The organism is Saccharopolyspora hordei, assembly GCF_013410345.1.
Taxonomy (GTDB): Bacteria; Actinomycetota; Actinomycetes; order Mycobacteriales; family Pseudonocardiaceae; genus Saccharopolyspora; species Saccharopolyspora hordei.
In genome coordinates this window covers 495140-507930 of sequence record NZ_JACCFJ010000001.1, presented here as the reverse complement: position 1 = coordinate 507930, position 12791 = coordinate 495140, and the positions used below count along the sequence as shown (strand labels likewise).

The window sequence follows — 12791 nt, the reverse complement described above, 5'->3', positions numbered from 1 at the left end:
AAGGTGACGAGCCCGCGGTAGTGCTTTCGGGTGGCGTTCGTACGCTCTACGGTGTCCACATGACGGTGCAGGAGCCGGTCGCGGGCTTCGCCGTCGCCGTGGTGCGCGAAGACGGGCGGTGGCGGTGCAGCGCGATGGACAATTCCGTGCTGACCGGCCTCGACGCCTCGATCACGGCGTTGCGCGAGCTGCGTTCCACCGGCGCGGTGTTCGGCATGTGCAATGTGGACGACGAGTTCTTCGTGCTGGTCCGCCCGGTGCCCGGTGGGGTCGACCTGCTGCTGTCGGACGCGGCCGCGGCGCTGGACTACGACATCGCGGCCGACGTCCTCGACCTGCTCCGCGTGGACCCGCCCGACGAGGACGACGAGGAGGTCTGGCCGGAGGGCAACCTCGCCATCCTGTCCGACCTCGGTCTGCCCGAGGGCGAGCTGCTGGTGATCATCGAAGAGGTCGACCTCTACCCGGACGAGCAGCTGACGATGATCGCGCAGCGCTGCGGGTTCGGGGAGGACTTCGAGAAGCTGTTGGAGAAGTTGACGCAGTGAGCGGTTCCGGTCCTCGCGCCGGTGACGTCGAGCTGGTGCGGGCCGCGCTGCGGGTCGCCGCCGAAGCACCGTCCACAGGGGATGTTCCGATCGGCGCGGTGGTGGTCGCCCCGGACGGGCGGGTGCTGGCGCGCGCCCACAACCAGCGGGAGGCCCTCCAGGACCCCACCGCGCACGCCGAGGTCCTCGCGCTGCGCGCCGCGGCCGCCGCGCACGGCGACGGCTGGCGGTTGGAGGGCTGCACGCTCGCGGTCACGGTGGAGCCCTGCACGATGTGCGCGGGTGCGCTCGTGCTGGCCAGAGTGGCCAGAGTGGTCTTCGGGGTGTGGGAGCCGCGCACCGGGGCCGTCGGCTCGCTGTGGGACGTGGTGCGCGACCGCAGGCAGAACCACCGGCCGGAGGTCGTCGGCGGGGTGCTCGCCGAGGAGTGCGCAGCCGTGCTGGAGGAGTTCTTCGCGACCCATCGGGGTGACGTGGACCACTGACCTGGTGTTCGGTGCGCGCTCCTGGGTAGGCGGTCTGGGTGGACGAGTTCCCCGAGGAACGGAGTGACCGATGGGTGTGTTCGACAAGGCCAAGCAGCAGGCGGAGCAGCTGGCTGGGCAGGCCAAGGAAGCCCTCGGCAAGGCCACCGGGAATGACGAGGTGAAGCGCGCTGGTCAGCGGGACGAGGTCGAGGGCAAGGCCAAGGAGGCCGGCCACGACGTCAAGGACCGCGCGGCCGGTGCGGTGGACGACGTGAAAGACCGTCTGAACGACGACGACAACAAGTGAACTTCGCACCGTTTCGGGCGAGTTGTCCGAGCCGGTGCCGCGCCGAGCTGTGACGATGGGTCCGCTCCGCTTCGCCGGGGCGGACCCATCGCGTTGCCGGGGGGGGGGAGGGACGTGGAGCCGACCGATGCGGTGCTGGCGGAGCGCATCGCCGCCGGTGATGACGCGGCCTTCGAGGAGCTGGTGCGCCGCTGCTCCGCGCCGCTGCTGGGCATGGCGCTGCGGATGCTGGGCGACCGCGGCGACGCCGAGGACGTGGTGCAGGACGCGTTCATCACCGTGTGGGCGCAGGCCGGGGAGCTGGTCGAACCGGCCGCGCTGCGCGCCTGGCTGTTCCAGATCGCCCGCCGGAAGTGCCTGGTCCTGCTGCGCACCCGTCGCACCCGCCGCACCGACCTGGTGTGGTCGGTGCCGGAGCAGCGGTCGGTCGCCGGCGGCGCGCCGCTGGCCGACCCGCAGCGCGCGGCCGAGGCCGGTGCCGGGGTGCTGGAGCTGATGCGCGCCCTGGCCGCCCTGCCGCCCCCGCAGCGCGAGGTGTGGCTGCTCGCCGAGATCGACGGCCTGTCCTACCAGGAGATCGGCGAGCGCGTCGGCGCAGGCGAGGAGGCGGTGCGCGGCCGCCTGTTCCGCGCCCGGGCCGCCCTGGCGGGCGCCCTCCGCGCCTGGCGCTGACCCCCGGTCCGAGGCGCGCGCACCGGACATGTAGCCTAGTCGGCGGTAGCGTGTCCGAGCGGCCTAAGGAGCGCGCCTCGAAAGCGCGTGTGGTCAACAGCCACCGTGGGTTCGAATCCCACCGCTACCGCTCGACGAGGGCCGGTCCCCACCGGGGGCCGGCCCTCTTGGTGCGAGTCTCGAGGTGGGGCGTCGGCTCCGCTCGAGCGGGTGTCGCGAGAGAGGGTGAGGCTCGGCGGCGACTGACGTCCCCACCTCATCTGGACAGCGCTTGCTGCTGCCCTTCTGAAGTGCACCTCCGTCCGCTGGCATCAGCGCCACCCAAACCGTGTCAGCACCCTGTGCGCTCTGACAGCGGACTTCCGGTGGCGCCGGAAGGGCACTCGAACCCAGCTGGCGTTCCGGAGAACCGGGCGCAGCGCGGACAGGGCACCGGTCGGAGTCACGGCTCCCGGCATAGGGTCCTGCGAGAGCCGAGTAACGGCGGATCGAGCAGCAATACTTCAGCTGTACCTCCAATCGGTGTTCGCTGATCGCCCGGTCTGGTCACTAGACGAGGGTTCAGTCGTCTGCAATGTCGTGAAGTTGCTGCTTCAGCCAGTCATGTCCAAGGTCTTCGGCTAGCTTGTCCATTCTCAAGCGGTGCTCAGTTCGTTCCTCTCCCGTGGTTACTCGTGCCAACCACGCATGGGTAAACGCTTGTGAATACCTAGCATTGATGCGTTGGTAGAGTGGTTGGGCTTGTTGGAAGAGGTTTCGTGCTTGGTTGTTGTCTGACTCGCGAAACGCTATCTTGCCGAGGTTGAGAAGGCAGTTGGCTTGGCCGAGCAGGTCGCCGGTTTGTTGGTAGAGTGGTTGGGCTTGTTGGAAGAGGTTTCGTGCTTGATTGTTGTCTGACTCGATGAACGCGATCTCGCCGAGGTTGAGAAGGCAGTTGGCTTGGCCGAGCAGGTCGCCGGTTTGTTGGTAGAGTGGTTGGGCTTGTTGGAAGAGGTTTCGTGCTTGATTGTTGTCTGACTCGATGAACGCGATCTTACCGAGGTTGAGAAGGCAGTTGGCTTGGCCGAGCAGGTCGCCGGTTTGTTGGTAGAGTGGTTGGGCTTGTTGGAAGAGGTTTCGTGCTTGGTTGTTGTCTGACTCGATGAATGCGATCTCGCCGAGGTTGAGAAGGCAGTTGGCTTGGCCGAGCAGGTCGCCGGTTTGTTGGTAGAGTGGTTGGGCTTGTTGGAAGAGGTTTCGTGCTTGATTGTTGTCTGACTCGATGAACGCGATCTTACCGAGGTTGAGAAGGCAGTCGGCTTGGCCGAGCAGGTCGCCGGTTTGTTGGTAGAGTGGTTGGGCTTGTTGGAAGAGGTTTCGTGCTTGATTGTTGTCTGACTCGATGAACGCGATCTCGCCGAGGTTGAGAAGGCAGTCGGCTTGGCCGAGCAGGTCGCCGGTTTTTTGGTAGAGTTGTTGAGCCTGTCCGTAGAGATGTCGCGCGCGCTGGTTGTCGGATCGCGCGGAGTAAAGTTCCGCGAGTTGTGATGTGATTCTTGCCTTCAGGGTTGTGTCGTGTTCGAGAGCGAGCGCGGCGTGCGCGAGTTCGTCATTCCCCAGTCCACTGAATCGCTGGTATTCCAACAGGTCGGGAACCGCGCTGAGCAGTCCCATGTCCTGATCAAGGTGATTTCGAGTGACCTCGACCACGTTGGCGAATTCCGGCAGCACCTCGCTGACGGCAGCGGCGCCGTCATTCCCACCAACGTCCCGGGCTCGCGATGCAAGCGCGCAAACCCGCCCGTAGAGGTGCTGGAGGTGCCGTTCGTGTGCTGGGTGGTGGGTGCGTACGTGCTGTCGTACGGGCGCCAGGCAGCGCTGCCGGTCGTCGTCGGTGTGCAGGAGCGCTCGACGGCTCAGTTCAGGAACCCCGGCCACCAGCTCGTCGGAGAGGTACAGGCTCGAGCCACCCGTCGGCCAGCCGTCCGGCAGCTCCGCAGCCAGCGACAGCGTGGCCCGCGCGTCGGTGCTGAGCGTGTCCCAGGACAGCTCCAGCGAGACCGGCAGGCTCGACGCGCGGTCCGTGCCGTGCTGCAGCAGGTCCGTGCGCTTGGCCTGCCACGCTGCCCGAAGCGTGCCGAGGTCGTCCTCGAACCCGGCCAGCGAGGCCAGCAGCACGATGGCCAGCGGAACACCGTCCAGCTCCCGCAGCAGCGGCGTCAGCTCGCTCTCCTCGAACGTCCTCCCGGCCGTGGTCTGGAACAGCTCCGCCGCGCTCTCCTCAGGCAGCCGGCCGATCACGACCGACGGGATGTTCGCGATGCCATGCGGGAGCCGGCTGCCCCGGTAGCCGAGCCCGAGCGCGACCCGGTCCGGAGCCGACCGCAACTGGCGAAGCAGCTCGACCGCTCCGGAGTAGTCGCCGTCGAGCACGGTCTCGAAATTGTCCAGCACGAGCACGCACGGCTCCGCGTGCAAGAACTTCAGCGTTCGACCGCGCAGGTCAGCGCCGGTCGAGGTGATGCCGAGCGTCTGCGCGAGCTTGTCGATGACGGCACCGGCCGACGGCGCACCGTCGCACGAGACGACGTAGCGGCGCGCCCCGTACCGGTCCTCGACCTCCTCGCGGGTGAGCGCGTGCCCGAGCACCGTCGACTTGCCCATCCCCGGACCACCGACCGCAGCGACAGCCCGGCCGACCATCCAGGCGGCCACGACCTCGGCGACCTCTCGATCCCGGCCCAGGCACAGCTCGACGTGCGGCGGTGGCAGCGGGGCAGGATCCTCCCGCGGCGGCGTGAGGTAGACCCGTGCGTTGCCCTTGGCGATGACGCCCTGGTCGATCGCGACGTCCCCGACCGTTCCGCTCTGCACCGCCGACCGGACCGTCGTGCCAGAGCCCACGGTGTTCGTGATCTCGGCCGAACCGGCGGGATCTGACGACGACGCTGTGGCTCTCCGAGTCTGGAGGATCGACACGGCCGCGAGGGCCGCGGACAGCAGTCCGAAGACGCCGCCAACCGAACTCCCGACCTTGTCCGCGTTGCCGAGCCCGATCAGGACCATGACGATGCCCAGACCCGTCGCCGCCGAACATCCCACGGCGAGCGCCGTCCACATCCCCTTCGTCACCCGGTCAATGATCGCAGTGTGCGCAACTGGTGTCCGTAGATCCGGCGAGAAGTCGCGCGTCCGTCATGCCGACGCCAGGAACGCGGACCAGGCGATGACCCCGAGGGGTGCGAGCACCAGGACGGGGAGACCGCGCAGCAGGACCGACCTGGTCGTCCGCCCGCGGAGTGCCGCGACCAGCTGGAGCACGGCCAGCCCCAGGCCGAGGACGCCCAGCAGGATCGGGACGGCCACTGCCCGGGCGCAGTCGGAGTCGTCGCCGTCGTCGGTGCACATCGCCGAGAACCCGAGCATGAGCAGGCAGAACATCGCCCAGGGCGCCAGCGCCACGCACGTGGCGACGGCGACCACGATCCGCGCACCGACCGGTGGCGCGTGGGGGCTCCTCGTCTCGATCACGCCGTCCAGTGCAGGTGATCAGCGCCCGGGCGACAAGCGTGGAACTGCTCAACCCCGCGGTGGTCAGAACTCGCCTCGTTCACAAGATCGTGTGTCGTTGGGCGTGTCGGGCGAGTAGCGTCGCTTCGATCATGTCGCTCGGCGAGGGGAACCGAAGTGCGCGTCACGTCACTGCTCGTCGCTACCGGGGTGCTGCTGTGCTCGGCTCCCGCCGCCGTGGCCGGACCGGCCGTCCGCATCCACGACGTCCAGGGCACCACGCGGGTGTCCCCGCTCGTCGGGCAGCGGGTGACCGGGGTTCCCGGGGTCGTCACCGGGGTCCGCGGGTTCGGCTCGGCGCGCGGGTTCTGGTTCCAAGACCCGGAACCCGACGGTGATCCCCGCACCAGCGAGGGCTTGTTCGTCTTCACCGGTGAGCAGACGCCGGCGGTGGCGGTCGGGGACGTCGTGGCGGTCGACGGCACGGTCACCGAGCACTACCCGACCGCGCCCGAGGAGACCCCGGAGACCACGGCGAACCAGTCGGTGACCCAGCTCGTCGACGCGACCTGGCAGGTCACCGGCAGGGGAGCGGTGCCCGCCGAGGTCGTCGGCCCGGACTCGGTGCCCGAGGAGCACGCGCCGCTGGACGGCAACATCGACAAGCGCGAGCTGGAGCCGCAGCGCTTCGCGCTCGACCACTACGAGTCGCGCGAGGGCATGCTGCTGCGGGTCGACGACGCGCGGGTGGTCGGGCCGACCGACGCCTACCGGGCGCTGTGGGTCACCAGCAAGCCCGGGCAGCACGCCAACAGCCGCGGCGGCACCACCTACACCGGCTACGCCGACCCGAACTCCGGTCGGCTCAAGGTCGAGTCGCTGGCCGACGGCCCGTTCCCCGCGGCCGACGTCGGCGACCTGCTGCGCGGCAGCACCGAGGGGCCGCTGGACTACACCAGCTACGGCGGGTACGTGCTGGAGGCGACGCGGCTCGGCGAGCACCAGCCCGGCGGCCTGCAGCCGGAGTCGAGCCGCCCGCAGGGGGAGGACGAGCTGGCGATCGCCACCTACAACGTGGAGAACCTCGCGCCGGGCGACGACCCGGCGAAGCTCGACCGGCTCGCCGAGGGCGTCGTCGAGCACCTGGCGTCGCCGGACGTCGTGGCGCTGGAGGAGGTCCAGGACAACAGCGGTCCGGTCGACGACGGCGTGGTGGCCGCCGACGAGACGCTCGGCGAGCTCACCGACGCGATCGCGGCGGCCGGCGGCCCGCGCTACCTGTGGCGCCAGATCGACCCGCAGGACGGTGCCGACGGCGGCCAGCCCGGCGGCAACATCCGCGTGGCCTTCCTCTACAACCCGGCGCGGGTGTCGTTCGTGGACCGGCCGGGTGGCGACGCGACCACCCCGGTGCACCCGGTCGAGCGCCTCGGCGGGGTCGGGCTGAGCGCGTCCCCGGGCCGCATCGACCCGGGGAACGAGGCGTGGCGGGACAGCCGCAAGCCGCTCGTCGGCGAGTTCCTGTTCCGCGGCCGGACGGTCCTGGTGGTGGCCAACCACTTCGGCTCCAAGGGCGGTGACCAGCCGCTGCACGGTCGCTTCCAGCCGCCGGAGCGCGGGTCCGAGGTGCAGCGCGAGCAGCAGGCGCAGGCGGTGCGCGCCTTCGTCGACGAGGCCCTGGCCATCGACGAGCGGGCCCGCGTGGTGGTCCTCGGCGACCTCAACGACCACGGCTTCTCCCCGGCGGTGCAGCGCCTCACCGCGGGCGGTGCGCTCGTCCCGCTGGCCGACTCCCTGCCCCCGCTCGAGCGCTACAGCTACGTGTACGAGGGGAACGCGCAGCAGCTCGACCACGTCCTGGCGACGCCGTCGCTCCGGGCGGACTACGACGTGGTGCACGTCAACGCGGAGTTCGCCGACCAGGTCAGCGACCACGACCCCCAGGTCGCCCGCTTCACCGTCCGCTGACCGGCCCGAGACGACGAACGCCCCGCGAGACCGGGTCTCGCGGGGCGTCCGCCACGCAGAGCGGAGGATACGGGATTCGAACCCGTGAGGGCTGTTAACCCAACACGATTTCCAATCGTGCGCCTTAGGCCGCTCGGCCAATCCTCCGTGCGGAAGCCTAGCAGGTGCCCCGGTGAACAGCGGCTATGGGTCGTGACCTGGGCCGACGGGGTGGCGGCGGTCGGCCGGGCGGGGTCGGCTCGGGTCGCTGCGGGTCGAACGGCTGGTTCCTCGCGAAACCGGGGGCCAGGGCTCGTGATCGGGGTAGCGTCTGCCGGTGCTGGACCACAGCCGTCCGGGTGCGCACCGCCCGCGCGGCGCGTGGGCGCCCGCTGGGGAAGGGACTCACGATGACCGCCGGGAAGCTCCTCGCCATGGTCGTCGGCGCGCTGATGTGGGTCGCGGCGTTCGGTGCGGCGTTCGGTGGAGCGGTCGCACTGGTCGCCGGGCTGACCAGCACCAGTGACGGACCGCCGACGTGTGACGGTGCGGCCATGCACCCCGGCGACCAGTGCTTGGTCGTCGTCGGGGACGAGCGCTCCCAGGCCGGCTACGAGGAGATGGTGCGGCGCAAGGAGAGCTCCCGGGAGGACGGCCTGGTCATCGGGGGCACGTGCCTCGGCGCCGCCGCGGTGCTGACCCTCGGCGGCTGGGGCCTGCTGCGCTGGAGCGCCCGCTGACGCCCGAGGTGGGCTGACCTGGGCGACTCGGGGTGGGGGAGGTCTCGTCGCGGGGGTGGGTGGGGGTTTTGTTATGCTGTGTGCGGACCTCGTGCGGCGTCCATCCTGTGAACTCCCCCAGGGCCGGAAGGCAGCAAGGGTAAGCGGGCTCTGGCGGGTGCACGGGGTCCCCTTTCTTTCCCCGTGTCCTGCCTGTCAGGCGTACCGCGTAGGGTTCTGGTCGTGGCGCTCGCCCTCTACCGCAAGTACCGGCCGGCGACCTTCGCTGAGGTCGTCGGGCAGGAGCACGTCACCGAGCCGCTGCGGACCGCGCTGTCGTCCGGCCGGATCAACCACGCGTACCTCTTCTCCGGTCCGCGCGGGTGCGGCAAGACCTCCAGCGCGCGCATCCTCGCGCGGTCGCTGAACTGCGCGCAGGGCCCGACCGCCGACCCGTGCGGGGAGTGCGAGTCCTGCATCGCGCTGGCTCCCGAGGGCAGCGGCAGCGTCGACGTCGTGGAGCTCGACGCGGCCAGCCACGGTGGTGTGGACGACACCCGCGAACTGCGGGACCGGGCCTTCTACGCGCCCGCCCAGTCGCGGTACCGGATCTTCATCATCGACGAGGCCCACATGGTCACCACGCAGGGCTTCAACGCCCTGCTGAAGATCGTCGAAGAGCCGCCCGAACACCTGATCTTCGTCTTCGCCACCACGGAACCGGACAAGGTGCTCACCACCATCCGGTCCCGGACCCACCACTACCCGTTCCGGCTGCTGCCGCCCGGCGTGATGCGCGACCTGCTGGAGCGCATCTGCCACGACGAGGGCGTGCAGGTGGACCCCGCGGTGTACCCGCTGGTCATCCGGGCCGGGGGCGGCTCCGCGCGCGACACGCTGAGCGTGCTCGACCAGTTGCTGGCCGGGGCGACCGACAGGGGCGTCACCTACGAGCGGGCGGTCGCGCTGCTCGGCGTCACCGACGTCGCCCTCATCGACGACATGGTCGAGGCGCTCGCCGCCGGCGACTCCGCGGCCGCCTACACCACCATCGACCGGCTCGTGGAAGCCGGGCACGACCCGCGCCGCTTCGGCTCCGACCTGCTCGACCGGCTGCGCGACCTGGTGCTGCTCAACTCCGTCCCGGACGCCGCCGACCGCGGTCTGGTGCAGGCGTCCGGTGAGGAGCTGGAGCGGATGCGCGCCCAGGCCGCGCAGTTCGGACAGGCCACGCTGTCCCGGTTCGCCGACATCGTCCACACCGGACTGGCCGAGATGCGCGGCGCCACCGCCCCCCGCCTGCAGCTGGAACTGCTCTGCGCGCGGATGCTGCTCCCCGCGGTCTCGGACTCGGGGACCGCGCTGCTGCAGCGGATCGAGCGCTTGGAACGCCGGGCGACCGTCGCCCCGAGCGACGGCGGCGCGCCCGCGCCCCAGCCCGAGGCGGCGGAGGACGGCAAGCCGCGCCGGGTGTTCCAGCGCCCGCACGAGCGCGCGGCCGCGGAAGCGCGCGCCGCGGAGGAGGCCACCGCGGAGCGGGGCGACGGGTCCGCCGCTCAGCAGCCGCCGCAGCGGCCCGCCGAGCCCGCCCGACCGCAGAGCGCCGCGCCGCCGCGGCCCGCCGAGCCACCGCCGAGCCCTGCGCCGCAGGCCGAGCAGCCCAGCGCGGCCCCCGGGCACGACGCGGCGAAGGTGCGGCAGGTGTGGAACGACGTGCTGCAGGCCGTCGCGAAGCTGAACCGGCCGACGCAGGCGCTGCTGCTCAACGCCACCGTGCAGGACATCCGCGACGGCGTGCTCGTGCTGTCGATGCCGACGTCCGGTCTGGTCAAGCAGTTCGCCCAGCAGCGGCGGCTGGACTTCGTGCGGCAGGCGCTGAGCCAGGTCATCAGCCCCGGCGACTGGGAGATCCAGTGCGTCGAGGCCGGTGCGGCACCGCCGCAGGCTCCGGCGCGCCCCGCCGCGCCCAAGCAGCCCCCGCAGCGGCCGTCCGCCGAGCCGCCGAGGTCGGCGAACAGCCCGGCCCAGCAGTCACGTCCGCCCCAGGCGCCCCGCCAGGGGTCGGTGCCGCGCACGCCGGAGCCCGACGACATCCCACCGCCGCCCGAGCCGCCGGACGAGGAACCCCCACCGGACGAGGTCCCGCCCCCGCCGGAGCCGTCCGCGCCGCAGCGCGCCCCGGAACCACCGGCCGACGACGAGGACGACCCGGAGACCATGCTCGCCGAGTCCTCCCCGTACGACGCCGACGCCCCGGTCGGCCCGGACCCGGAGACCGCCGCGGTCGAGCTCCTCGAGCGCGAGCTCGGCGCCCGCCGCATCGACTGACCCGGTCACGCCGCCAGGTGGCGGGCCAGGAACTCCAAGGCCTTCGGGTAGGCGTCGAGCCGGTTGGCGCGCTTGGCCAGGCCGTGCCCCTCGTCCGGGTAGACCAGCAGCGCGCACTCCAGGCCCTTCGCCCGGACCGCCTCGGCGATCTGCTCCGCCTCCGACAGCGGGACCCGCGGGTCGTTGGCGCCGTGCAGGACGAACAGCGGGGCCGCGATCGCCCCGGCCGCGGTCAGCGGTGACGCCCGGTGCAGGAAGTCGGCGTCGGCCTCCAGCGAGCCGTACTCGCGCTCGCGGTGCGCCCGCCGGTAGGGCGCGGTGTTCTGCAGGAACGTGACCAGTGACGAGATGCCGACGACGTCGACCCCGGCCGCCCAGCGGTCCGGCTGGAAGGCCAGCCCCGCCAGCACCAGGTAGCCGCCGTACGACCCGCCCCACAGCGCGGCCCGGCGCGGGTCCAGGCCGATCTCCGGCAGCCAGTCGTGCAGGTCCCCGAGGTCGGCCACCGCCTCCAGCCGGTTCCGGCCGTCGTCGGCGGAGTACCAGCGCTTGCCGTAGCCGGTGGAGCCGCGCACGTTCGGCACCAGCACCTCGTGGCCCTGCGCGACGAGCGCCTGGACGATCGGGGTGAACGCCCGCACCGACTGGCTCTCCGGTCCGCCGTGCAGGACCAGCACCGCGGACCCGGCCAGCCGCGGGTCCGGGTCGGGCGGCGAGTAGCGGAAGCACGGCACCCGCTCGCCGTCGCGGGTCGGCACCCGGTGGACGGTGGGGGCCACCGCCTGGTCGTCGAGCTGCGCCGCGGAGTCGGTCAGCGCGCGGCACTCGCCGGTGGCCGCGTCCACCAGCAGCACGTCACCGGGCACGGCCGGCCCGCTGAACGTGAGCACGACGTACCGCGAGTCCGGGGACCACACCGGGGGCGGCAGCGGGTGCGCGCACCAGCCGTCCGCGGGCAACCGCACCTCGCGCACCCGCTCGCCGGTCGCGGCGTCGTGCAGCGCCAGGCGGCTCGCGCCGTCGTCGTTGGCCTGCACCAGCAGCAGCGACCCGTCCGGCGAGGCCCAGCCGGTCAGGTCGTGCTCCTCGGAGGTCACCAGCCAGGTCCGGGCCCCGGTGCGCGGGTCGACGCGGGCCACGCCGGTGCGGTCGCGCTCGACGTCGGTGGTGGTGACCAGCCCGTCGCGCAGCCAGCGGACCGTGGTGTGCCGGGCGGCGACGTCGCGGCCGGTGAGCTCCCGCACCCCGTCCGGGCCGACCACCAGCAGCTGGTCGGACAGGGGCGGCCCGCCGGGCACGGTGAGCGCCGCGCTGCGGCCGTCCGGTGCCGCCGCGACCTCCAGCACCATCCCGCCCCGGTCGTAGAGGACGTGCTCCGCGCCGGTGGCCACGTCGCGGACCACCACGTCGAAGTCGACGCCGTTGCGGCGGTTGGTGCTGTAGACCACCCGGCCGGGCAGCACGTCCAGCAGCCGGTGCACGTGCTCGGGGTCGCGGACCAGCGGGCACAGCTCGGGCAGCCGCGCCGGCCCCGGCCGCGGCTGGTCCAGGCGCAGCAGCGACAGCTGGGCGCGCTCGTCCCCGTCGGCGTCGTGCTGCACCACCACCGCGCGCTCGCCGGGCAGGTAGCGGCCGGTCACCGCGCCGGGCAGCGCGGTCAGCCGGGTGCGCGCGCCGTCGGCGAGCTCGACCAGCTGCGTCGAACCGGACTCGTCGGTGCCGGCCAGCACCCGGCCGCTGCCGGCCACGTCGAACGCCCGCCAGCTGGTGAGCTCCAGCAACCGCACGATGTCCAGCCCCATGCCGACACCCTGGCATGCGGCGCCCGCGGAGCCCAGGGGGCGAGGACCGCTCCGGGGACGGTGCGGACACCGGCAGGCTCTAGGCTGGTGGTGTACCCCGTGCGGGGTGAGCCTCGTGCCGCCCGACCGGGCGCGGGTCCCGCGAGACGAGGAGGAACCACGGTGCAGCCAGGTGGCCAGCCGAACATGCAGCAGATCATGGAACAGGCGCAGAAGATGCAGCAGCAGCTGATGACTGCGCAGCAGGAGCTCGCCGAGGCGGAGGTCACGGGCAGCGCCGGCGGTGGTCTGGTCACCGCGACGGTGAGCGGCGCCGGTGAGCTCAAGGGGCTCACGATCGACCCGAAGGCGGTCGACCCGGAGGACACCGAGACCCTGTCCGACCTGGTGGTCGCGGCGGTGCGCGACGCCAACCGCGCGGCGCAGGAGCTGCAGGCCGAGAAGATGGGCCCGCTGACCAGCGGCCTCGGTGGTGGCGGGCTCGGCGGGCTGAGCCTCCCGGGCATGTGAGT

Annotated in this window: 11 protein-coding genes, 2 tRNA genes and 1 other RNA gene; 10 read left to right on the top strand and 4 right to left on the bottom strand. The window is 71.8% G+C overall.

Annotation, left to right across the window (positions count from 1 at the left end):
- Window positions 1–59: 59 nt before the first annotated feature.
- The 5 genes from HNR68_RS02395 to HNR68_RS02375 all read left to right on the top strand — a co-directional run bounded on the left by HNR68_RS02395 (window position 60) and on the right by HNR68_RS02375 (window position 2124).
- Window positions 60–548, top strand: a complete 489-nt coding sequence (locus tag HNR68_RS02395) for a tRNA adenosine deaminase-associated protein (protein WP_179717192.1) — start codon at window positions 60–62, stop codon at window positions 546–548.
- Window positions 545–1033 (top strand): deaminase, encoded by a 489-nt coding sequence (locus HNR68_RS02390; RefSeq protein ID WP_179717190.1) that lies wholly within the window; start codon window positions 545–547, stop codon window positions 1031–1033. The genes HNR68_RS02395 and HNR68_RS02390 overlap by 4 nt, the downstream gene beginning before the upstream one ends.
- 70 nt (window positions 1034–1103) lie before the next feature.
- Window positions 1104–1322 (top strand): CsbD family protein, encoded by a 219-nt coding sequence (locus HNR68_RS02385; RefSeq protein WP_179717188.1) that lies wholly within the window; start codon window positions 1104–1106, stop codon window positions 1320–1322.
- Window positions 1323–1436: 114 nt separating this feature from the next.
- Window positions 1437–1994 (top strand): RNA polymerase sigma factor, encoded by a 558-nt coding sequence (locus HNR68_RS02380; RefSeq protein WP_343049890.1) that lies wholly within the window; start codon window positions 1437–1439, stop codon window positions 1992–1994.
- Window positions 1995–2038: 44 nt separating this feature from the next.
- Window positions 2039–2124 (top strand) — tRNA-Ser (locus HNR68_RS02375).
- Window positions 2125–2555: 431 nt separating this feature from the next.
- On the opposite strand, the gene HNR68_RS27340 is transcribed toward HNR68_RS02375, so the two are convergent.
- Window positions 2556–5105 (bottom strand): tetratricopeptide repeat protein, encoded by a 2550-nt coding sequence (locus HNR68_RS27340; RefSeq protein ID WP_179717186.1) that lies wholly within the window; start codon window positions 5103–5105, stop codon window positions 2556–2558.
- A gap of 63 nt (window positions 5106–5168) precedes the next feature.
- Window positions 5169–5504, bottom strand: coding sequence for a hypothetical protein (locus HNR68_RS02365; protein ID WP_179717184.1), 336 nt, complete (start codon window positions 5502–5504; stop codon window positions 5169–5171).
- A 156-nt stretch (window positions 5505–5660) separates the two neighbouring features.
- Here HNR68_RS02365 and HNR68_RS02360 point away from each other — a divergent pair, with 156 nt between their 5' ends.
- Complete coding sequence (locus HNR68_RS02360) at window positions 5661–7451, top strand: endonuclease/exonuclease/phosphatase family protein (protein ID WP_179717182.1); 1791 nt, start codon at window positions 5661–5663, stop codon at window positions 7449–7451.
- Between the two features lie 61 nt (window positions 7452–7512).
- Here the strand turns inward: HNR68_RS02360 and HNR68_RS02355 are convergent.
- Window positions 7513–7598: transfer RNA gene (locus tag HNR68_RS02355), tRNA-Ser, on the bottom strand.
- A 242-nt stretch (window positions 7599–7840) separates the two neighbouring features.
- Between HNR68_RS02355 and HNR68_RS02350 the strand changes: the two genes are divergently transcribed.
- The 3 genes from HNR68_RS02350 to HNR68_RS02340 all read left to right on the top strand — a co-directional run bounded on the left by HNR68_RS02350 (window position 7841) and on the right by HNR68_RS02340 (window position 10477).
- Window positions 7841–8170 (top strand): hypothetical protein, encoded by a 330-nt coding sequence (locus HNR68_RS02350; protein ID WP_179717181.1) that lies wholly within the window; start codon window positions 7841–7843, stop codon window positions 8168–8170.
- 81 nt (window positions 8171–8251) lie between these two features.
- Window positions 8252–8346: signal recognition particle sRNA small type (gene ffs / locus HNR68_RS02345), an RNA gene on the top strand.
- Between the two features lie 46 nt (window positions 8347–8392).
- Entirely contained in the window at window positions 8393–10477 is a 2085-nt protein-coding gene (locus tag HNR68_RS02340) for a DNA polymerase III subunit gamma and tau (RefSeq protein ID WP_179717179.1), read from the top strand.
- Window positions 10478–10482: 5 nt separating this feature from the next.
- Here the strand turns inward: HNR68_RS02340 and HNR68_RS02335 are convergent, their stop codons facing one another.
- Window positions 10483–12279 carry an alpha/beta hydrolase family protein gene (locus tag HNR68_RS02335; protein WP_179717177.1) on the bottom strand — a complete coding sequence of 599 codons (1797 nt, stop codon included), beginning with the start codon at window positions 12277–12279 and terminating at the stop codon, window positions 10483–10485.
- Window positions 12280–12465: 186 nt separating this feature from the next.
- On the opposite strand from HNR68_RS02335, the gene HNR68_RS02330 reads away from it, so the two are divergent.
- A complete protein-coding gene (locus tag HNR68_RS02330; protein WP_218888551.1) occupies window positions 12466–12789 on the top strand; it encodes a YbaB/EbfC family nucleoid-associated protein in 324 nt (107 codons plus the stop codon).
- Window positions 12790–12791: the final 2 nt, after the last annotated feature.

Bases quoted from the DNA above. Each gene is read 5' to 3' on its own strand.
- HNR68_RS02335 (WP_179717177.1), bottom strand. From the start codon at position 12,279: ATGGGGCTGGACATCGTGCGGTTGCTGGAGCTCACCAGCTGGCGGGCG.
- HNR68_RS02350 (WP_179717181.1), top strand. From the start codon at position 7,841: ATGACCGCCGGGAAGCTCCTCGCCATGGTCGTCGGCGCGCTGATGTGG.
- HNR68_RS02330 (WP_218888551.1), top strand. From the start codon at position 12,466: ATGCAGCAGATCATGGAACAGGCGCAGAAGATGCAGCAGCAGCTGATG.
- HNR68_RS02395 (WP_179717192.1), top strand. From the start codon at position 60: ATGACGGTGCAGGAGCCGGTCGCGGGCTTCGCCGTCGCCGTGGTGCGC.
- HNR68_RS02385 (WP_179717188.1), top strand. From the start codon at position 1,104: ATGGGTGTGTTCGACAAGGCCAAGCAGCAGGCGGAGCAGCTGGCTGGG.